The following is a 19,260-nucleotide window of genomic DNA, read 5'->3' on the forward strand; positions in this document are numbered from 1 at the left end:
AAGGGTAACAACAACAGGGTCAATGAGGGTGGAGCAGCTCACCAGAGGGTATGGCGAGGGGACAGCATTCATTCAGTCGATTACTTGTAGATAACCGCGGTACCGCTCAGCTTGTTATTACCGTTAGCGGAAGTAATGGTGTATCCACTTGCACCAGCAGCAGCGGCTTTTTCAGCCAGTTTGGCTTCCAGGCCGTCCAGCGTGGTGGCGCCATCAGCACTGACCACACCGACTTTATTCATGTTCTGTGCCTGAGCAGAAGAGACAGGCTCGACAGCAAAAGCGCCGAAAGACAGAGCGGACAGGGCAACAGCAGCTACAGCATATTTGATGGTTTTCATAATTAATCTCTCGCAGGTGTTTCTGTTAAGGGGACGATGTTCCGTCGATGTGATAAGTATCACGGTTTTTCTCGAGAGATAAAATCGAAGAGAATTGACGTCGTTGCTCAAAAAAATTGAATGACAAATAACTTATTGAATATTAATAAATTCAAAGCACCGCTTTACACTTCTTGTGGATACGCTTTACAGACGCGAAATGAAGGGCACATTTTGCTACGCGGTTCGCTAAAAATCGTGAGCGTAAAGCTAAGGGCCGGCGCGGTTAACTTAGGTAAAGGAAAGTCAACGTAGCTGGCTGTCTTTTGAACCTCTGCGATTATATCCCGAGTGAGATGAGTTTTTTGAATCTTTATGCTGCTGGCAGGTAATGCAAAGCCTTACTCCGGGAATGGCTTTTCGGCGCGCTTCCGGAATGGGGTCTCCGCATTCTTCACATTCAGTTAGGCTTTCGCCGCGCGGAATTTCACCGCGGGCACGCGCAACCGCATCTTCAATAGTACTGTTGATCTGTTCGTTAACAGCGTCGTCATTTGCCCAGCCGGAAGCCATAGCGCCCTCCTGAAATCGGTTTAAGCTATACGTTCACTATGACGTTAAAAAATGAACAATCAAGGTGAAGGGAGAAGAGAACTGCACCCGTTGGGCAGATGCAGTCTTGTGGAAGAGAAAGATTATTTATAGATGGTCGCGGTGCCGTACATATGGTTGTCACCGCCAGCGGAGTTCACCACGAATCCTTTTGCACCCTCCTGGCGGGCTTTTTCAGCAAGTTTAGCCTGTAGATCGTCAAGGTTACTGGCGCGGCTAACCGAAACGGTGCCCGCAGGACGAAGCTGGCTGGTGTCGGTACTCTGGGTCAGCGACTGAACGGCCATGGCAGAAAATGACGCGGTCGTCAGGGCGGCTGCGATAACAGCAAGGGTCAGGTACTTTTTCATAATCACATCCTCATGAGGAAACAACAGGTGATTCCCCTTAAGTTTAGAAGCCTGACGAGTGTGACTTAGCGCAAATATTTGATGATGATCTGCTTATTTTTTGAACGATATAAGTTGACAATTCGCTGACGGATCATAGACATAAAGGTGCTTGATTTATGGCGAGTTTCTAAGCGCTGCAGAGAAAGATTTACCGTTGAGCCAGCACAGGTTATCTTACGCCGCTGTTTAAAGGAGAATGCCATGACTGTCCAAAAGCCGGGATTACACCCGCGAAATCGCCACCGCAGCCGCTACGACATGAACGCGTTATGCCTGAGCTGCCCGCCGCTGCAGGACTACCTTGTTCAGACCCCAGCGGGTGAGCCCTCGGTCAACTTTGCTGACCCGCAGGCGGTGAAAATGCTGAACAAAGCCCTGCTGGCGCATTTTTACGGTGTGGCTCAATGGGATATTCCGGAAGGCTTTCTCTGTCCACCCGTACCGGGCCGGGCTGATTACATTCACCACCTTGCTGACCTTCTTGCCGAAGGTAATGAGGGTGTTGTTCCACAGCAGGCCACCATTCTGGATATTGGCACCGGGGCAAACCTGATTTACCCGCTGATTGGCGCGCATGAATACCAGTGGCGCTTTACCGGAAGCGAAATCGGTGACGAGGCCTTTGCCAGCGCCCAGGCGATTATCAACGCTAACCCGGGATTAAGCCGCGCCATTCGCCTGCGTCGACAGAAAGATACGGCTTCGATCTTCAACGGCATTATTCACAAAAACGAAAGCTATGACGCCACGATGTGCAATCCACCTTTCCATGATTCGGCGGCATCGGCCCGTGCGGGCAGCGAGCGCAAGCGCCGCAACCTGGGTCAGGCTGAGGATGCCGCGCTGAATTTCGGTGGTCAGCAGCAGGAGCTCTGGTGTGAAGGGGGCGAAGTGGCGTTCATCCTGCGCATGATTGCGGAAAGCAAACAGTTTGGGCGTCAGGTGAAGTGGTTCACGACGCTGGTATCCCGCGGAGATAACCTGCCGCCACTTTACCGCGCCCTGACCGAGGCGGGCGCCGTAAAAGTGGTGAAAAAAGAGATGGCGCAGGGTCAGAAGCAAAGCCGCTTTATCGCCTGGTCGTTTATGGACAATAACAAACGTCGCAAATAGCACTCCGTCGTAGGCCGGGTAAGGCGAAGCCGCCACCCGGCAACCAGGCTACAGCGTCGGCTCCTGCGGAGGGAGCGGCGATGCGGGCGGCGGCAATACCTGATACGTCTGCACGGGCATCCGCACGTTCGCCAGATCGAAGTGTTTTTTCACCATGCTGTCGAGGGCAAAGCGCACCGTCCACTGCTTCAGCGGCTGGGTGGTGAACGACACGCGCAGGGTAAACGCCGTGTTCGTCAGCCCGACAATGCCGGCAAATGACGGCTCGCCAATCACCAGTCCGCGAATATCCTCCATCTGCATCAGCTCTTCTACCGCATCGCGCAGCGCCTGTTTCGCTTTATCGGCATCCTCATGACGATCCACATCGTAGTTCGCCACCACGGAACCAATGCCGCGCACAAAGTTGGCGAAGGTGGTTATCGAGGACCAGGGAATGATGTGGTACGCCCCGGTGTCCTGGCGCACGCCAACTGAACGGATGGACATCCTCTCAACGGTGCCGGTTAACGGCCCGATGGTTACCAGATCGCCCGTGTTCATCCCGTTCTCAAACTGGATAAAGATGCCGGTAATAATATCCTTCACCAGCGTTTGCGACCCGAAGGAGATCGCCAGGCCCAGGGCACCGGCACCGGCCAGCAGCGGGGCGATATTCACCCCGATTTCCGACAGCACAATCATGATGGTGATGGTACTGATAATGACCGCCAGCGCGTTACGGAACAACGTTAACAGCGTTCTTGCCCGAGCGCTGGGCAGGGGACGGCCGTGAATATCCGACACCAGACGGTTCTCGATAAGGCTCGCCAGCAGCGTCCAGCCGACGGCAGAGAAGAACAAAATCAACGCGATGCGAATCAGGATGTCGACCGTTTTCTCACCCGCACCGTTGTGCAGCCAGTTCCAGAAATCAAACAGGCTCCAGGCATTCAGGAGCAGCATGATCGCCACGCAGACGGTGAGGATGCGCGCCACCTTCAGCGATACCGACATCCAGCCGTTTACCCGTTTTTGCAGTTCCGGGTAATTACGCTGTACCTGCGGCGACAGGGTGATGGTTTTCGAGATCCATCGCGAGAGCAGCCCCGACACAAACGCCGCGATCCCGATAATGGCCAGGCTTTTGAACGTCGCCCCCATCATAAATTTCAGGCTATTGCCTGGGTCGAACAGCGAGAAGAAGCACAATACGATGAAGTAGGCGCTTGCCAGCCAGTGCCACACCAGGGCGAAAGCGCGGATAAAGAGGCTAAAGAACGAAAGGGAGCGATCGGCCAGATTCAGCAGGCTTTGGGTAATGGTTTTTTTATTGTGGAAGATAAGATACAGCGACCAGACGGTAATGCAGATCATGATAATGACGTTTGCCAGCGCGCCAAACTGGACGTTTACCTGGTTGGAGATGATCGGCACGGCAACCAGCAGACCATAGCCAATCAGCCCGCTGAGCACGCTCAGACGCAGCGCCCAGTACCTGGCGCTCGCATCGCGAATTGAGAAGGGACGTAGCTCCGGTACGTGCGGACAAAAGAGTAACCGCAGCAGCGCCTTGAAGAACTCGATTAGGGCAAAGGCATTCAGGAAAAGCGACTGCTGAAAGGCGATGGTTTTATTGCCCGCGTTCAGCCTGTCGGCGAGCATCTGGCCTAAAAACAGCGTCAAGGCCAGCAGCAGTAAATCGATGATAAACGCTGAGGCTATCATCAACGGCAGGTGCAGCCAGCTGCTTTTATGCTGATTCTTCCTTCGTCCCCATTGTCCCATTTTGCGGTACAGCGGCCACGCGCACAGGCGCACCAGCCAGTAAAAAAGAAATACCGCACCGGCCAGCATCAGGAACTGCGTGGCCGCGGCGGTAAACGTGTGTGGGTTAAACGGCTTATGCGGCGATCCAATCAGGTTGCGGTAGAGCTGAGCAAAGCGCGAGGAGAGGGCTTCCCCATAGTGGCGGCTTACGTCGGTGACATTTTCCAGCACCGTTTTTTGCTCCTCCACCTGGGGAGGGGTGATGACAGGCACCGGCTCCTGCGGCGGCGTGGCGGCCACTTTCCTCAGCTGGCTGATGAGTTCCTGCCGGGAAGTGTCGTTCTCAAGGACGTCGGCGAGGGCGCTGTAGGCGGCTTTTTTCTGTTCGACATCCGGTTCCGGCGGGGGAGTATTTTGCTGGCTGGCGGTTGTTCCGGTGGTCACGCCGGGGATCGCGACGGCGAACGATGACGCACTAAACAGGCTAATCAACAGTAACAGGATCCACGGCACGGCGTCCTCCGGTGAAAATGTCGAACAAAATGATAAGTATAGAAGTCGGGACGCGGAGGGGGATTTTTGGGAACAATCTGGCGTAAAAAAGCCGGGCATGCCCGGCTTACGTGTAAAGCGAGAGATCAGGATACGTGCTGCAGGAACTCCTGCAAACGCTGACTCGGCGGGTTCGCAATCAATTCCTGCGGGTTACCGTCTTCCGCGATACGGCCTTTATCAATAAAGATCAGGCGGGACGCCACTTTCTCAGCGAAGCCGATTTCGTGGGTCACGATAACCATCGTCATCCCTTCTTCCGCCAGATCCTGCATGACTTTCAGCACCTCGTGGCGCAGCTCCGGGTCGAGTGCGGACGTAGGCTCATCAAACAGCATCATTTTCGGTTTGACCGCCAGGGCGCGGGCAATCGCCACGCGCTGCTGTTGACCACCGGACAGCTCGGAAGGGTAGTGGTGCGCGCGTTCAGCCAGGCCGACTTTCGCCAGCAGATCTTTTGCCAGCGCTTCCGCCGCCGCTTTGTTGGCACCGCGCACGCGCAGTGGGCCAAACATCACGTTCTCCAGCGCCGTCAGGTGCGGGAACAGGTAGAACTGCTGGAACACCATGCCCGCTTCCTGACGAATCAAGCGCTCGTCGACTTTCGGGTCGTTCACTTTCAGGCCGTCGACGATCAGATCGCCGCTGGTGATCTCTTCCAGCTTGTTGATGCAGCGCAGCAGGGTGGATTTACCGGAGCCGGATGGCCCAATAATCACCACCACTTCACCCTGTTTAATGTTCAGATCGATATTGTGCAGCACCTGGGTTGGACCAAAGTGCTTGGAAACGTTTTTAAATTCAATCACAGGATTTTCATCCTTCTTTCAAGACGACGCAGAACGAAGCTCAGAACCAGAGTAATGATCAGGTAGACAACGGCTACCGCACTCCAGATTTCCAGCGCGCGGAAGTTGCCAGCAATGATCTCCTGACCCTGACGGGTCAGCTCGGCCACGCCGATAACAATGAACAGCGACGTATCTTTAATGCTGATGATCCACTGGTTGCCGAGCGGTGGCAGCATGCGACGCAGCGCCAGCGGCAGAATAACGTGGCGGATCGTTTCGCGACGAGAAAGACCTAACGCCAGACCGGCTTCACTGAAACCTTTATGAATCGACAGCACCGCACCGCGGGTGATTTCCGCAATATAGGCACCTGAGTTGATCATAATGGTGACAACGGCTGCGCTGAACGGGTCGATGCGCAGGTCGGTGAATGCCATTGGCAGGGCGAAGTAGATGAACATGACCTGCACAACAATAGGTGTGCCGCGGATCACTTCGATGAAAACCAGTGCGATGTGGTTTGCGATCCAGCCGCCGTAGGTGCGAGCGAAACCGGCGACAAGACCGATAATCAACCCACCAACCAGACCCAGGACCGAAATCCAGAGGGTCATTTTAGCGCCTTCAAGCAAGATAGGAATGGCAGGCCAGATGGCGCTCCAGTCAAACTGCATGATAATTTCCTGTTACTGTTACCGTGTTTCAAAAATAGCAGGGGCGAAAGGTCGCCCCCGAGTGAACGTCATTTTTACGTCTTATTATTTAGGCTCGGTACCGAACCATTTTTTGTAGATTTCGTTATAGGTGCCGTTCTCTTTCAGCGTTTTCAACGCGCCGTTAACTTTCGAGCGCAGGTCGTCGCTGCCTTTCGGGAACGCGATACCGTACTGCTGTGCTTCCAGAGACTCGCCAACGGCTTTGAACTTACCGTTACCGGCTGTTTTGATGAAATACAGGATGTTAGGCGTGTCGTGCAGAACAGCGTCAGCACGGTTGGTGCCGAGTTCCATGTACGCGTTGTCGATGTTCGGGAACTGGCGCAGGTCTTTGGTTTTGATATTTGCTTTCGCGTAATCAACAGAACCGGTGCCGCTCTTCACCGCAACTACTTTGCCGTCGAGATCTTTCACGCTTTTTACGTCGTTATTATCGGCTTTGACCATGACCAGCAGGCCGCTTTTGTAGTAGCCGTCAGAGAAGTCGATCGCTTTTTTACGTTCATCGGTAATGGTGATACCTGCCAGCGCCAGATCAACGTTCTTGGTTTGCAGTGCCGGGATAATGCCGCTGAAGTCCATAGGCTTCAGGGTGTAATCCAGTTTGAGTTCTTTTGCGATAGCGGCCCACAGATCCACATCAAAACCAACGTATTTATCACCCTGTTTGAATTCAAACGGAACGAACGCCGTGTCGGTCGCCACAACCAGTTTGTCGGCAGCCTGAGAGGACACTGCAAAAGCCAGGGTAAGTGCAGCCAGTGAAACTTTTAATACAGACTTCATAGCATTTCCTTTTATATCCACGGGGCGATCCCCTGCGAGAACAGCTGGCACAATGAAAAAATCGTGCCAACTTTACAAGCTATTGTTTTGCAAAGGGGATGATGTCATGCATTGCACAATTAATGGGGCAATGAGGTTTTATTGCACCAAAGTGGAGCACTGTTTTGGTGCGCTTCGTTTGGCTCAACTGACGGGGAGATATTTAGCGTAAATTCTGACGAAAAAACAATCTTCCGTTAACGGTTGTGTGAGGTGATTATTACAATTTTTTCACTTTTGCACTGTCTCAGGCAAAAAACGTGCACCATAGATGTGCAAAACCCTCACCGGAAGGCGAGGGTTGGATAGAAATTTCGTATGAATTATTCGATGTTAGATTCGATGAACCACAGGAATTGATCCAGGTCGCGGGACGCGGCGGTAAAGATATCTGCAGTATCTTCATCTTTGGCTTCGCCAATCGCTTTGCGTACATCGTTTGCCACAATTGCGTAGCGGTCCGCCAGCTCTTTCAGGTGATCCTGAACGGTATGGATATCGAGCGGATAACTCTTCAGAGGCGTTTTGCTGTTGATCACCTGTGTGGTTCCCAGCGCCACGCCGCCTAGCTGAACGGCACGCTCAGCCATCGTATCGAGGTGGGTAACCAGTGCTGTGCGGAAGCCATCCAGCATTTCATGAACGGCAATAAAGTTTGCACCGCGCATATTCCAGTGGGCCTGTTTGGTGATCAGCGAAAGATCGATGAACTGGATCACCTGGCGATTCAGCAACTCAATGGTCGCTTTTTTGTCGCTGTCCGGTACATCGTTACGGGTATAAAGCAGATTAGACGCTTTCGTTTTCACCAGTTTAGCGGTACTCATAATCTCATATCCTCTTGATGTTTATGTCCCAGGTAATTACGGAACTAAGTATAGCACCGGATTTTTTCTCTGCGGTTTGGCTGTGCCTATCGGTTTAATAGCGAGAAGTGGGTTGAGAATTTAATTTATTGAAATTAATGACTAATTTTTAAATTTATACAGATCAATCTTAATTGCTGGATGGGGACGCAAACGTAGAGGGATATTTCGAAAATAGCGCAAAGTGTGTAAGAAATTATAACGTCTGTCTTTCTGGCCTTTATTCTGCATGGCGTGGAAGCCATGCAGAATATATGGCCTTAGCTGATATCCACCTTTTCAACTTTAGGTTCCGGGCGCATAGTGAGCGTAGAGCCCATTGAAGCCGCGATAATCGAGCAGAGCGCCAGCGTCTGGGTCAACGTGAGGGTTTCGCCGAGAAACACCATTCCGGAAATGGCGGCAAGGGCAGGCTCCATGCTCATCAGGGTGCCAAATATGCGTGTCGGCAGACGCGTAAGGGCAATCATCTCCAGAGAATAGGGGAGTGCGGTAGAGAGAATCGCGACTGCCAGCCCGATGGGCATGACGGACCATTGCCAGATAGATACTGTTGCCTGCGCCATGCCGATGGGCACAAATACGATGGCCGCAATCAGAGAACCCAACGCCACCGTTGCCGGACCGTGCTCTTCGCCTGCACGCTGTCCCGTGAGAATATAGACAGCCCAGCAGGCGCCTGCACCCAGCGCCAGCGCGGCGCCCGTCAGATCAATCTCAGCGACACTCTGGCCCAGGGGAAGCAGGAACCATAAGCCCAGAACGGCTAGCACTACCCAGATAAAATCGACCGGACGTCGCGAGGAGAAAAGCGCCACCGCCAGCGGACCGGTAAACTCCAGCGCGACGGCGATCCCCAGCGGTATCGTCTGAATAGAGAGGTAGAACAGATAGTTCATTGCTCCCAGGGAGAGTCCATAAAACAGCAGGGGTAAACGCTGCTCCTTTTTGAAGCGCAGACGCCAGGGTTTGAAAATGACCACCAGTATCGCAGTGCCCAGCACGATACGCAGGGCTGTTACCCCGGGCGCACCGACCAGCGGAAAAAGTGATTTTGCAAGCGAAGCACCGCTTTGAATGGACAACATGGCAATGAGTATCACTGCGACCGGCAACCAGACCGACGATGTGCGGGATAACCCAGGCATCCTTTCTCCTGTCAGCTTATGTCAAATGAGGTAAAGGTTGCAGTGTAAAGGAAATATGCGGCAACGGTTGAGGCGCTGTTGAAAAAAAACCACGTGAAATCCGTAAAATGGTTAAGCGCTGGTGGATTTATCGCCTGTCAGATTAGGAATAATCTGGATGAATGTAACGGCGCAGACGCGCACTATGCGCATTTAGTAGTGAAAATTGCATGTGATTTGAAAGAGATAGCTTAGGCTGGAAACGTTCTGTTACAGGAAAGGTTTCATTAGACATCACGAATCACAAAGAGTTTCGCAAATTTTTTTGATATATTTAAAACTTACGGACTTACTTGAAGCACATTTGAGGTGGTTATGAAAAAAATTGCATGTCTTTCAGCACTGGCCGCTGTACTGGCTGTTTCCGCAGGTACCGCTGTAGCTGCTACTTCTACTGTTACTGGTGGTTACGCTCAGAGCGACTATCAGGGCGTGATGAACAAAGCTAACGGCTTCAACCTGAAGTATCGCTACGAGCAGGATAACAACCCACTGGGCGTGATCGGTTCTTTCACCTACACCGAGAAAGATCGTTCTGAAAACGGCGCATACAACAAAGGCCAGTACTACGGTATCACCGCTGGTCCAGCTTACCGTCTGAATGACTGGGCGAGCATCTACGGTGTTGTAGGTGTTGGCTACGGTAAATTCCAGCAGACTGAAAACCAGAGCGAAAGCCGCACTGCAAGCAACAGCGACTACGGTTTCTCCTATGGCGCAGGCCTGCAGTTCAACCCAATCCAGGACGTTGCTCTGGACTTCTCCTATGAGCAGAGCCGTATCCGCAACGTTGACGTTGGCACCTGGATCGCGGGCGTAGGTTACCGCTTCTAATCACTTCGGTGATTAAATAAAAAATCCGCCCACTGTGGCGGATTTTTTTTGTCTTTTCTCTCCCCCCGTAGGCCAAGGTGAGAGCATCGAACCGCTACTTATTCTTAATATCAAAAATATCCGTACCCAGATGGTTGTAGTCAACTTTCTGTAACTTGAAGTTGGTAACGTACACTGGGGGAGCTTTCTTGTTAGAGACAAACGGGTAAGCCGTTTTTATCTGTTCGGCCGTAATCCCCGTCCACTGCGAGAAGAACTGCAGGAAATCATTTGCCGAACGGCGCGCTTTAATAACGCGATGCGTTTTATCATCACTCGACAGCACCATAAACGGCACCTGGAAGTTCTGCTGGAACTTGTCATCGTGCGCCAGATACTGCACCTCTTTACCACGCTCTTTAAACGCCAGCCCGTGATCCGAGAAATAGACCATAGAGAAGCTGTCGCCCGTATTGCGTAGCTGATCGTACAGCTTGCTCAGCAGATCGTCGGTTTGCGTCATGGTGTAGAGGTAGCACGAGGTCTCTTTGGACTGCACGAACTCCGCGTACTTCCCGCCAGTCCGATCGCAGGCCTGCGGATGCGACCCCATCAGGTGCAGGACGATCAGCTGAGGCTGCGTGCGCGGGGTGGCGAAGACCTGTGCCGTCATTTTCAGCAGCGCTTCGTCTTTGGTGTTTTTGTCGGCTTCAAAATCGCCGTTTTTCAGGAACTGCACTTCGTCAGCCCGTTTGGCGATGCTGGCGATGGCCGTATCGTATTCGCCAATTTGCCCCTGATTGGAGAACCACCAGGTCTGATAACCTGCGCGGTTTGCCAGAGTGACAAAATTATCCTGATACTGCGGTTTACCATCTACCACTCGGTTAAGGGTCAGACCGAGCGATTTCTGCGTTGAGCCGCTGGCCGCGACATAATCGGTAAACAGAGTGCCTTTGACCGAACTCGCAAACGGGGTGTTGTCCCAGTGGCCGCCAAACGCCCCCATTGCATCGCGACGCGCGCTTTCGCCAATCACCACCACATAGGTGTGATATTTCGGCTTAACGGCCAGCACGTTCCAGGTGTCTTTCATATTGGAAAGCTCAGCCATGCGCGCCTGTTCGTCGAGAACCTCTTTATTATTTACAACAACGTCTTTAACGAAGCGGAAAACCGGATAGCCGATATTGATGAGCCTTAACTTACCGTCCCAGGGAATATTCTGGATGGGGGCGACAAACGCCACGGCAATGCTGAACACCAGACAGAGTATTTCGATCTTACCCCAGGATTTTTTCTCGCCCGACTGACGGCGGATGGCAATAACGCCCAACGCGAAGATAAAAAGCCCGACCACATAGCTGTACCACGGGAAGATCGTCAGGATCTCGGTCGACTCTTCCATATTGGTCGAGTGCAGCGCCAGCAGGGTATTAAAGTTTGGCGAGCCGTAAGCCTGACCGAACGGGAAATAGAGTGCAGCAACCAGCGAACAGATCCCGATTACTGTTTTTTGCACGCGCGGGGCGGCTCGCCACAGCACATGCAGAATGCAGGTGAAGGCTACCGCGTAGAGCAGACTAAAGGGATAACCCAGCGCAAAGTTAATCAGTAATGACTGCAAAAAGTAAAAACCCGTCCACGGGCTTAAGGCCCGGCTGCGGGTAACAACGGTATCTATCAGGGTTACATTCATAGGTCACTATCATGGATGAAAACGCCATGTGCTCACCCTGGCGTCAAGGGTCATAACCTGCCTGACAGTGCGTGGAGAGGGAATGAGGGTCCGCTTCAGCGAGCCGCAAATTGTGCAGGGCTGCAAGAAGATAGTGCGAGCGCTAAATAATATCAACAGTTGCTAAGCAGATGTTTTGCGAAGGGGATTGCAAATCCGTAAAAAAGATCGGGAATAAGGCGGCTGAAAGCCAGTTTACAGCGAGAATGTGACGGGAAAATGAAGCGGCGTACCGCAACGCCGCTTAGTTGGAAGTTTTATCGTCCTGATGCGGTTTGTTGTTAAACATATCGCACAGCATGTTCAGCAGCATTAAGCGCACTTTAAAGGGGGAGTGGGTAAACACGGTCATGCACCTCTTGAATTCATTCATAAGACCTCCTGAGTTTTGATCCCTTCGATCCATGAAGGGTGACTGCATTACATACAGATATAGCACAGGCTATATTGTATAGCTATGGCTATTTCGTTAATTTTTTGTGCTTGCAGAGCTATGGTTTACAATGTGCGCTCTCGAAACCGGGCGCTGGAAGCGTCACCCCACTGAGGAAGTACAATGAACCGTCGCGCAGGTCATCCGACAATGAGGAAAACGACGCAACTGGTGAATGTTGAAGAACATGTCGAAGGTTTTCGCCAGGTCCGTGAAGCGCACCGGCGTGAACTGATTGATGATTATGTTGAACTCATTTCCGATCTGATTCGTGAGGTTGGTGAAGCGCGCCAGGTCGATATGGCCGCCAGGCTGGGGGTTTCACAGCCAACTGTCGCTAAAATGTTAAAACGCCTGGCCTCCGTGGGCTTAATTGAAATGATTCCCTGGCGCGGTGTTTTTCTGACGCCGGAGGGGGAGAAACTCGCGCAGGAGAGCCGCGAGCGCCATCAGCTTGTCGAGAATTTTTTACTGGTGCTGGGCGTCAGCCCGGAGATTGCCCGCCGGGATGCGGAAGGCATGGAACACCACGTCAGCGAAGAGACGCTGGTGAAGTTTCGCGAATTTACCCTTAAATATGGTCCCTCCGCTGAATGAAAATCCCTGGACTGCAGGCCCTGGCACGCGATCGTTTCTTCCATCTCTTATTACTCATTGGCGCAGGGTTAAGCCTCTTTGTGCCGTTTACGCCGCAGGCCTGGCCCGCCGCGATTGACTGGCGCACCATCATTACCCTGAGCGGCCTGATGATGCTCACCAAAGGGGTTGAGCTGAGCGGCTACTTTGACGTTCTTGGCCGTAAAATGGTGCGCCGCTTTGCCACCGAACGCAGGCTGTCCCTGTTTATGGTGTTTTCTGCCGCGGTGCTGTCGACGTTTCTGACCAACGATGTGGCGCTGTTTATCATCGTGCCCCTCACGCTTACGCTGCGTAAGCTGTGCGAGATCCCGGTCAGCCGGTTGATCATCTTTGAAGCGCTCGCCGTCAATGCAGGCTCACTTCTGACGCCTATCGGCAATCCGCAAAATATCCTTCTCTGGGGACGTTCCGGGCTGTCGTTCGCCGCCTTTACCTGGCAGATGGCCCCTCTGGCGCTGGTGATGATGTTGTCGCTGCTGGCGGTATGCTGGTTTGCGTTTCCTGATAAAAAACTGCAGTACCACAGCGGCACAACGGGCCCGCAGTGGCAGCCGCGTCTGGTGTGGAGCTGCCTCGGGTTATACATTGTCTTTCTCTTTGCGCTGGAGCTGAAGTATGAGCTGGCGGGCGTCCTGCTCGTTGCCGCAGGCTTTGTCGTCCTGGCGCGTCGCGTTCTGGTCAGCGTGGACTGGACGCTGCTGCTGGTCTTTATGGCGATGTTCATCGACGTGCATCTGCTTATTCAGCTCCCGGTGCTGCAAACCGTTCTGCACAGCGTCAGCAGTCTGCCGCAGGCAGGGCTGTGGCTGACGGCGATTGGCCTGTCGCAGTTTATCAGCAACGTGCCTTCCACCATTCTGCTGCTCAACTATGTTCCGCCGGACACGCTGCTGGCCTGGGCGGTGAACATCGGCGGGTTTGGGCTGCTGCCCGGCTCGCTGGCAAACCTCATTGCCCTGCGTATGGCCAACGATCGTCGTATCTGGTGGCGCTTCCATCTCTGGTCAATCCCGATGCTGGTTTGGGCCGCGGCGATCGGTTTCGGAATATTCCTTCTCATATAGTGCGCAATTTGTCAGTTTTTCCTGGCAAACGTATAGCAACGTCCTAGCTTTAGTGAACGGCATAGTGTGATGCCGCTCACTGACAGGACCGTTGCTGAACTATGGCTGAAGATCAAAACCCGCCTGCTGACGAGCAGGACAAAAACAATAATGAGCGTAAGCGCCCGGGCAAGAAACCGTTAATTATCCTCGGCATTGTCGTCGTGGTAATGGTCGTCGTGGCGCTGGTCTGGTGGTTTTTAACCCGTAACGAAGAGACGACCGACGACGCCTTTACCGACGGCGACGTGGTGACGATTGCCCCGAAAACGGCGGGCTACGTCACCGAGCTGCGCGTACGTGATAACCAGCGCGTGAAAAAGGGCGATCTGCTGGTGGTCATAGATCCGCGAGATACCACCGCGCAGCGCGATCAGGCCCAGGCCCAGCTTGGGCTGGCTATCGCGCAGCTGCATCAGGCCCAGGCGCAGCTGGCGCTTTCAAAAGTCCAGTATCCCGCCCAGCGTGACGAAGCCAAAGCGCAGGTGCTGAAAGCGCAGGCCGATCTGGCTAACGCACAGGCGGAGTACCGTCGCCAGCGCGGCGTCGACCCGCGGGCAACCACCCAGCAAAGCATTGATTCCGCGAACGCTCAGCTGCGTAGCGCCCAGGCAGGGCTGGCCAGCGCCCAGGCGCAGCTGGAAGTGGCAGAGCAGGTACAGCTGCAAATCCGCCAGCAGGAAACCAACGTTGAAGCGCGCGAGCGTCAGGTCGATCAGGCGAAAGCGCAGCTTGAAACGGCCAATCTGAATCTCTCTTACACCGAAGTCCGCGCCCCGTTCGACGGATTTGTCACCAAACGCAACGTGCAGCCCGGCACGCTGGTGCAGGCGGGAACGGCGCTGTTCTCACTGGTTTCGCCGAACGTGTGGGTGGTGGCGAACTTCAAAGAGTCCCAGCTTGAGCGCATGAAGCCGGGCGATAAGGTCACCGTGTCCGTCGACGCGTGGCCGGATATGGAGCTTGAGGGGCACGTAGACAGTATCCAGCAGGGCAGCGGCTCGCGCTTCTCCGCCTTCCCGGCAGAAAATGCTACCGGTAACTTCGTCAAAATTGTGCAGCGCGTGCCGGTCAAAATCGTGATTGATAAAGGCCTCGATCCGAACAAACCGCTGCCGCTGGGGCTGTCGGTTGCACCGAAGGTGACGGTGGAATGACGGATCACAGCCACGACAGCTGGAAGCCCGCCAGCAATCCGTGGGCGGTGGCGATTGTCGTCACCCTGGCGGTGTTTATGGAAATTCTGGACACCACCATCGTCAACGTGGCGCTGCCCCACGTGGCGGGTTCGCTCTCGTCCAGCTATGACGAATCCACCTGGGTGTTAACCAGCTACCTGGTCGCGAACGGCATCGTGCTGCCCATCTCGGCGTTTCTGAGCCGGGTATTCGGCCGCAAACAGTTCTTCCTGATCTGCATCGTCATGTTTACCGTCTGCTCGTTTCTGTGCGGGATTGCCACCGAGCTGTGGCAGATCATCCTGTTCCGCGTGATGCAGGGCTTTTTTGGCGGCGGGCTGCAGCCCACGCAGCAGTCGGTGCTGCTCGACTACTTCAAGCCGGAGGACAGGGGCAAAGCGTTTGGGCTCTCATCCATCGCGATTATCGTTGCACCGGTCCTCGGCCCGACGCTGGGCGGCTGGATCACCGACAACTACTCCTGGCGCTGGGTGTTCTTTATCAATATTCCGGTGGGGATTGTCACGGTGCTGGCGATCTACCAGCTGCTGGAAGATCCGCCGTGGGAGAGCAAATCAAAAGAGAAGCTGACTATCGACTGGACGGGGATCGGCCTGATCGCCCTGGGGCTGGGCTGCCTGCAGGTGATGCTTGACCGGGGGGAAGATGAGGACTGGTTCTACTCGAACTTTATTCGTACCTTCGCGGTGTTAACGCTTATCGGCATTATCGGTGCCATTTACTGGCTGGTGTATGCCAAAAAGCCGGTGGTAGATCTGCACTGCATGAAGGACCGCAACTTTGCCATCTCCAGCCTGCTGATGGCGGGGATGGCGATGATTTTGTACGGCAGTTCCGTGGTGATCCCGCAGCTGGCGCAGCAGGACCTGGGCTATACCGCCACCTGGTCCGGGCTGGTGCTGTCGCCCGGGGCGGTGCTGATTGTGCTGACTATTCCGCTGGTGCTGAAGCTGATGCCGGTTGTACAGACGCGCTGGATTATCGCCTTTGGCTTTACCTGTCTGGCGGTGTCGTTCTTCTGGTCGCGCACGCTGACCCCGGATATCGACTTCGAGACGCTGGTGCTGTTCCGCAGCGCCCAGTCGCTGGGGCTGGGATTCCTGTTTGTGCCCCTGACCACCATTGCCTTTATTTCGATCCCAAGACGGCTGAATGCCGACGCGGCGGCGCTGTTCACCATGTTCCGCAACGTGGCGGGCTCGGTTGGGATCTCGCTGTCGACGGCGGCCATCACCGAACGGTCTCAGGCGCACAGTGCGCATCTTGCGTACCACGCCTCACCCTTTAACGAGCAGTTCCAGCTGGCAATACGCGAAAGCGCCCAGGCAATCCAGAACTTCACCACCCAGGTAGGGGACCCCATCGGGATTGCCACCGGACGCATGTACCAGACCATGATTGAGCAGTCGCGCTTTTTGGCCTACATCGACGTCTTTACCATCCTGAGCGCCGTGGCCTTGTTACTGATTCCGTTTTGTTTGTTGCTCTCGCCGGTTAAGAGCGAGGGGAGTGCAGGAGCACATTGATGATACACAGACGTTTACACCCCCTGATGATAATGATGATGCTGGCAGGCTGCGCCGTCGGGCCGGACTATCAGCCGCCCGCGCCGCCTGCCGTCACGCACTGGAACGATAAGGTCGACAGCACGGTGAAATCGCAAACTACCTCCGCCGCGACAAACCCGCGCTGGTGGAAAACCTTCGGTTCGCCGCAGTTAAATAGCCTGGTTGAGCGCGCCATCGCCGGGAACCTGACGCTGCAGCAGACGGTGCTGCGCATCGCCGGAGCGCGTGAGCAGATTAACCAGGCGGGCGGGGCGTTTTACCCGTCGGTGAACGGCAATCTGCAGGCGACGCGCCAGCAGCTCGGGCTGGAAGGGGAGCTGAAGTCCCACGGCGTGTACGACCAGCTGGATAATGTCGATCCTGAGCTGCGGGGCGCGTTAGGCCCCCTGACGCAGCCGATCAACCTCTACCAGGGCAGCTTCGACGCTCAGTGGGAAATTGACCTGTGGGGCAAGGTACGCCGGCAGGTGGAAGCCGCCGAAGCGCAGCAGAAAGCCGCTATCGAGCAGCGTAACGACGCGCTGGTGTCGCTGGAGGCGGAAGTGGCGCGCGCGTGGCTCCAGCTGCGCGGGGCGCAGAGCATTATCGCCACGCTGAACACCCAGATTAAAAGCGCGCAGCAGACGCTGGATCTGACCGAAAGCCGCCAGCGGGGCGGGCTGTCGCCGCAGATGGATGTAGAAAATGCGCGGGCGCAACTGGGCAACCTGGAGGCGCAGCTGCCGCAGTACCAGGCGCAGGAGCGGCAGGCGATGAACGGTCTGGCGATCCTCCTCGGCAAGCCGCCGGGTGCGCTCGATGCGGAGTTACAAAGCGTGCAGCCGATGCCCGCATTGCCGGATATCGTGCAGACCGGCATTCCGTCTACGCTCGCGCGACGCCGTCCGGACGTGCGCGAAGCTGAGGCGAACCTCCATGCTGCCACGGCGCAAATTGGCGTCTCGGTGGCGGAGCTGTTCCCGAGCTTTACCCTCTCCGGGCAGTTTGGCCTGCGCAACAGCGAAACCAACTGGCTGACCGACTGGAGCAGCCACTTCTACAGCTTTGGCCCGCAGGTCTCCATTCCCATATTCCAGGGCGGGCGGCTGGTCTCCAGCGTCAAGGTGGCGCGCGCGCAGCAGGGGGCGGCGGTGCTGGACTATCGTCAGACGGTGCTCACCGCGCTTGGCGATGTCGAAAATGCGCTGGTGAGCTATCGCACCGACCAGCAGCGTGAGGCGGGCCTGGCGAAAACCATTGATGCCCTGCAAAACGCCTTCGATTTAGCCAGCGACAGCTACCGCCAGGGGATCGCCAGCTTTATCGACGTGCTGGACGCCCAGCGTCAGCTGGCGCAGGCCCAGCAGCAGCGCGCGCAGGCGCAGGTGCAAAGCGCCCTCGATCTGGTGGCGCTCTACAAGGCGCTCGGCGGCGGCTGGGAGCCGTATCAGCAGGTGCAATTACCGGACTACAGCGTCTTTGGCGACGCCCCGCGCGGATAAATATTCAGAGGATTGGGCAAGAAACGGACAGGAACACCACATTCGCGATGGCTGAGGGGCGGGTATAACTATCGTGTACCCCTTAAACGACATGCGAGGATTATCTTATGCGTTATCAAAAACTGGGCAATACTGGACTGTTCGTTTCTGAACTCTGCCTCGGCACCATGACCTTCGGCGGTGAAGGCGGCATGTGGGGCAAGATTGGACAGCTCCAGCAAAGCGAAGCAGAACAGCTGGTGGGCCGCGCGCTGGATGCCGGGATCAACTTTATCGATACCGCGGACGTTTACTCGGAAGGGCGTTCGGAGGAGATCGTCGGCCAGGCGCTGAAAAACCTGAAAATCCCTCGCGAGAACGTGGTGGTCGCGACCAAAGTGTTCGGCGAAACCGGAACGGCAGGGGTGAACTCGCGCGGCAGCTCGCGCTATCACATCATCAGCAGCGTGAAGGAGAGCCTGCGCCGCCTGCAGCTCGATCATATCGATCTCTATCAGCTGCACGGCTTCGACCCGGCCACGCCGATTGAAGAGACACTGTATGCGCTGGATAACCTGGTGCAGCACGGCCACGTGCGCTATATCGGCGTCTCGAACTGGGCGGCGTGGCAGATTGCCAAAGCGCTGGGCATTTCCGAGCGTCTCGGGCTGGCGCGTTTCGCATCCCTCCAGGCGTATTACACCATCGCCGGACGCGATCTTGAGCGCGAGCTGGTGCCGATGATGCAGAGCGAAGGCGTCGGGCTAATGGTCTGGAGCCCGCTGGCAGGCGGCCTGCTGAGCGGAAAATATGGCCGCGACGGGCAGAGCGAAGCCGGTAGCCGCCGTCTGGAGTTTGACTTCCCGCCGGTGAACAAAGAGCGCGCCTTTGACTGCGTGGACGTGATGCGCGTGATTGCCGAAAGCAAGGGCGTCTCCGTCGCGCAAATCGCGCTGGCCTGGCTGCTGCATCAAAAAGCCGTGACCAGCGTGATTATCGGGGCCAAACGCGTCGAACAGCTGGACGACAACATTGCCGCCACCGGGATCCGCTTAAGCGAAGACGAGCTCAAACAGCTGGATGCGGTGAGCGCGCTGCCGCGGGAATACCCTGGCTGGATGCTGGAGCGTCAGGGGGAATATCGCAGCAATCAGCTAGCGCAACAGTAACCTTTTTCATCAGGA

General features: G+C 55.3%; 19 protein-coding genes. 8 read left to right on the forward strand and 11 right to left on the reverse strand.

The features are described from left to right. Positions 1-80: 80 nt before the first annotated feature. The 3 genes from ybiJ to mcbA all read right to left on the reverse strand — a co-directional run bounded on the left by ybiJ (position 81) and on the right by mcbA (position 1,282). Positions 81-341 (reverse strand): DUF1471 family protein YbiJ, encoded by a 261-nt coding sequence (gene ybiJ, locus FOY93_RS07035; protein ID WP_013097471.1) that lies wholly within the window; start codon positions 339-341, stop codon positions 81-83. Between the two features lie 285 nt (positions 342-626). After that, positions 627-893, reverse strand: coding sequence for a DksA/TraR family C4-type zinc finger protein (locus tag FOY93_RS07040; RefSeq protein WP_115874557.1), 267 nt, complete (start codon positions 891-893; stop codon positions 627-629). A 122-nt stretch (positions 894-1,015) separates the two neighbouring features. Continuing rightward, positions 1,016-1,282, reverse strand: coding sequence for a DUF1471 family periplasmic protein McbA (gene mcbA, locus FOY93_RS07045; RefSeq protein ID WP_111963837.1), 267 nt, complete (start codon positions 1,280-1,282; stop codon positions 1,016-1,018). A gap of 243 nt (positions 1,283-1,525) precedes the next feature. On the opposite strand from mcbA, the gene rlmF reads away from it, so the two are divergent. Next, positions 1,526-2,437, forward strand: a complete 912-nt coding sequence (rlmF, locus tag FOY93_RS07055) for a 23S rRNA (adenine(1618)-N(6))-methyltransferase RlmF (protein WP_172621908.1) — start codon at positions 1,526-1,528, stop codon at positions 2,435-2,437. 48 nt (positions 2,438-2,485) lie between these two features. Here rlmF and ybiO read toward each other — a convergent pair whose 3' ends face one another. The 6 genes from ybiO to rhtA all read right to left on the reverse strand — a co-directional run bounded on the left by ybiO (position 2,486) and on the right by rhtA (position 9,084). Beyond that, positions 2,486-4,699: a mechanosensitive channel protein gene (gene ybiO, locus FOY93_RS07060; protein WP_143344856.1), complete on the reverse strand. Its 2,214-nt coding sequence runs from the start codon at positions 4,697-4,699 to the stop codon at positions 2,486-2,488. 125 nt (positions 4,700-4,824) lie between these two features. After that, complete coding sequence (glnQ, locus tag FOY93_RS07065; RefSeq protein ID WP_028012446.1) at positions 4,825-5,547, reverse strand: glutamine ABC transporter ATP-binding protein GlnQ; 723 nt, start codon at positions 5,545-5,547, stop codon at positions 4,825-4,827. Then, positions 5,544-6,203 carry a glutamine ABC transporter permease GlnP gene (gene glnP / locus FOY93_RS07070; protein ID WP_014169254.1) on the reverse strand — a complete coding sequence of 220 codons (660 nt, stop codon included), beginning with the start codon at positions 6,201-6,203 and terminating at the stop codon, positions 5,544-5,546. Before glnP ends, glnQ begins: the two co-directional genes overlap by 4 nt. 84 nt (positions 6,204-6,287) lie before the next feature. Next, positions 6,288-7,031 carry a glutamine ABC transporter substrate-binding protein GlnH gene (gene glnH, locus FOY93_RS07075; RefSeq protein WP_133294043.1) on the reverse strand — a complete coding sequence of 248 codons (744 nt, stop codon included), beginning with the start codon at positions 7,029-7,031 and terminating at the stop codon, positions 6,288-6,290. 362 nt (positions 7,032-7,393) lie between these two features. Continuing rightward, complete coding sequence (dps, locus tag FOY93_RS07085) at positions 7,394-7,897, reverse strand: DNA starvation/stationary phase protection protein Dps (RefSeq protein WP_063408106.1); 504 nt, start codon at positions 7,895-7,897, stop codon at positions 7,394-7,396. 299 nt (positions 7,898-8,196) lie between these two features. After that, positions 8,197-9,084: a threonine/homoserine exporter RhtA gene (rhtA, locus tag FOY93_RS07090; protein ID WP_133294044.1), complete on the reverse strand. Its 888-nt coding sequence runs from the start codon at positions 9,082-9,084 to the stop codon at positions 8,197-8,199. Positions 9,085-9,438: 354 nt separating this feature from the next. On the opposite strand from rhtA, the gene ompX reads away from it, so the two are divergent. After that, positions 9,439-9,957: an outer membrane protein OmpX gene (gene ompX, locus FOY93_RS07095; protein ID WP_023310884.1), complete on the forward strand. Its 519-nt coding sequence runs from the start codon at positions 9,439-9,441 to the stop codon at positions 9,955-9,957. A gap of 94 nt (positions 9,958-10,051) precedes the next feature. Here the strand turns inward: ompX and FOY93_RS07100 are convergent, their stop codons facing one another. Continuing rightward, positions 10,052-11,635, reverse strand: coding sequence for a phosphoethanolamine transferase (locus tag FOY93_RS07100; protein ID WP_133294045.1), 1,584 nt, complete (start codon positions 11,633-11,635; stop codon positions 10,052-10,054). Between the two features lie 283 nt (positions 11,636-11,918). After that, on the reverse strand, positions 11,919-12,047 hold the full coding sequence (mntS, locus tag FOY93_RS07105; RefSeq protein WP_136195380.1) for a manganase accumulation protein MntS: 129 nt from the start codon (positions 12,045-12,047) through the stop codon (positions 11,919-11,921). 183 nt (positions 12,048-12,230) lie between these two features. Here mntS and mntR point away from each other — a divergent pair, with 183 nt between their 5' ends. The 6 genes from mntR (at position 12,231) to FOY93_RS07135 (ending at position 19,245) form a co-directional block, all read left to right on the forward strand. Next, entirely contained in the window at positions 12,231-12,704 is a 474-nt protein-coding gene (mntR, locus tag FOY93_RS07110; protein ID WP_023310887.1) for a manganese-binding transcriptional regulator MntR, read from the forward strand. Further along, a complete protein-coding gene (locus tag FOY93_RS07115) occupies positions 12,701-13,810 on the forward strand; it encodes an anion transporter (RefSeq protein ID WP_111963844.1) in 1,110 nt (369 codons plus the stop codon). Before mntR ends, FOY93_RS07115 begins: the two co-directional genes overlap by 4 nt. Before the next feature lie 101 nt (positions 13,811-13,911). After that, positions 13,912-15,006 (forward strand): HlyD family secretion protein, encoded by a 1,095-nt coding sequence (locus FOY93_RS07120; RefSeq protein ID WP_047742414.1) that lies wholly within the window; start codon positions 13,912-13,914, stop codon positions 15,004-15,006. After that, positions 15,003-16,574 (forward strand): DHA2 family efflux MFS transporter permease subunit, encoded by a 1,572-nt coding sequence (locus FOY93_RS07125; RefSeq protein WP_133294047.1) that lies wholly within the window; start codon positions 15,003-15,005, stop codon positions 16,572-16,574. The genes FOY93_RS07120 and FOY93_RS07125 overlap by 4 nt, the downstream gene beginning before the upstream one ends. After that, a complete protein-coding gene (locus FOY93_RS07130; protein ID WP_136195382.1) occupies positions 16,574-18,097 on the forward strand; it encodes an efflux transporter outer membrane subunit in 1,524 nt (507 codons plus the stop codon). Before FOY93_RS07125 ends, FOY93_RS07130 begins: the two co-directional genes overlap by 1 nt. Before the next feature lie 107 nt (positions 18,098-18,204). Next, positions 18,205-19,245, forward strand: a complete 1,041-nt coding sequence (locus FOY93_RS07135) for an aldo/keto reductase (protein ID WP_133294049.1) — start codon at positions 18,205-18,207, stop codon at positions 19,243-19,245. The last annotated feature ends 15 nt before the right edge of the window (positions 19,246-19,260 follow it).

Origin of the sequence: Enterobacter sp. 18A13 (assembly GCF_007035975.1) — a bacterium.
In the GTDB taxonomy this organism is placed as follows: Bacteria; Pseudomonadota; Gammaproteobacteria; order Enterobacterales; family Enterobacteriaceae; genus Enterobacter; species Enterobacter vonholyi.

Excerpts from the sequence above, each read along its gene's own strand:
- FOY93_RS07125 (WP_133294047.1), top strand. The coding sequence starts at position 15,003 with ATGACGGATCACAGCCACGACAGCTGGAAGCCCGCCAGCAATCCGTGG.
- rlmF (WP_172621908.1), top strand. The coding sequence starts at position 1,526 with ATGACTGTCCAAAAGCCGGGATTACACCCGCGAAATCGCCACCGCAGC.
- FOY93_RS07100 (WP_133294045.1), bottom strand. The coding sequence starts at position 11,635 with ATGAATGTAACCCTGATAGATACCGTTGTTACCCGCAGCCGGGCCTTA.
- rhtA (WP_133294044.1), bottom strand. The coding sequence starts at position 9,084 with ATGCCTGGGTTATCCCGCACATCGTCGGTCTGGTTGCCGGTCGCAGTG.
- FOY93_RS07115 (WP_111963844.1), top strand. The coding sequence starts at position 12,701 with ATGAAAATCCCTGGACTGCAGGCCCTGGCACGCGATCGTTTCTTCCAT.
- FOY93_RS07040 (WP_115874557.1), bottom strand. The coding sequence starts at position 893 with ATGGCTTCCGGCTGGGCAAATGACGACGCTGTTAACGAACAGATCAAC.
- FOY93_RS07130 (WP_136195382.1), top strand. The coding sequence starts at position 16,574 with ATGATACACAGACGTTTACACCCCCTGATGATAATGATGATGCTGGCA.
- FOY93_RS07135 (WP_133294049.1), top strand. The coding sequence starts at position 18,205 with ATGCGTTATCAAAAACTGGGCAATACTGGACTGTTCGTTTCTGAACTC.
- glnP (WP_014169254.1), bottom strand. The coding sequence starts at position 6,203 with ATGCAGTTTGACTGGAGCGCCATCTGGCCTGCCATTCCTATCTTGCTT.
- mntS (WP_136195380.1), bottom strand. The coding sequence starts at position 12,047 with ATGAATGAATTCAAGAGGTGCATGACCGTGTTTACCCACTCCCCCTTT.
- ybiJ (WP_013097471.1), bottom strand. The coding sequence starts at position 341 with ATGAAAACCATCAAATATGCTGTAGCTGCTGTTGCCCTGTCCGCTCTG.
- dps (WP_063408106.1), bottom strand. The coding sequence starts at position 7,897 with ATGAGTACCGCTAAACTGGTGAAAACGAAAGCGTCTAATCTGCTTTAT.
- ompX (WP_023310884.1), top strand. The coding sequence starts at position 9,439 with ATGAAAAAAATTGCATGTCTTTCAGCACTGGCCGCTGTACTGGCTGTT.
- mntR (WP_023310887.1), top strand. The coding sequence starts at position 12,231 with ATGAACCGTCGCGCAGGTCATCCGACAATGAGGAAAACGACGCAACTG.
- glnH (WP_133294043.1), bottom strand. The coding sequence starts at position 7,031 with ATGAAGTCTGTATTAAAAGTTTCACTGGCTGCACTTACCCTGGCTTTT.
- FOY93_RS07120 (WP_047742414.1), top strand. The coding sequence starts at position 13,912 with ATGGCTGAAGATCAAAACCCGCCTGCTGACGAGCAGGACAAAAACAAT.
- mcbA (WP_111963837.1), bottom strand. The coding sequence starts at position 1,282 with ATGAAAAAGTACCTGACCCTTGCTGTTATCGCAGCCGCCCTGACGACC.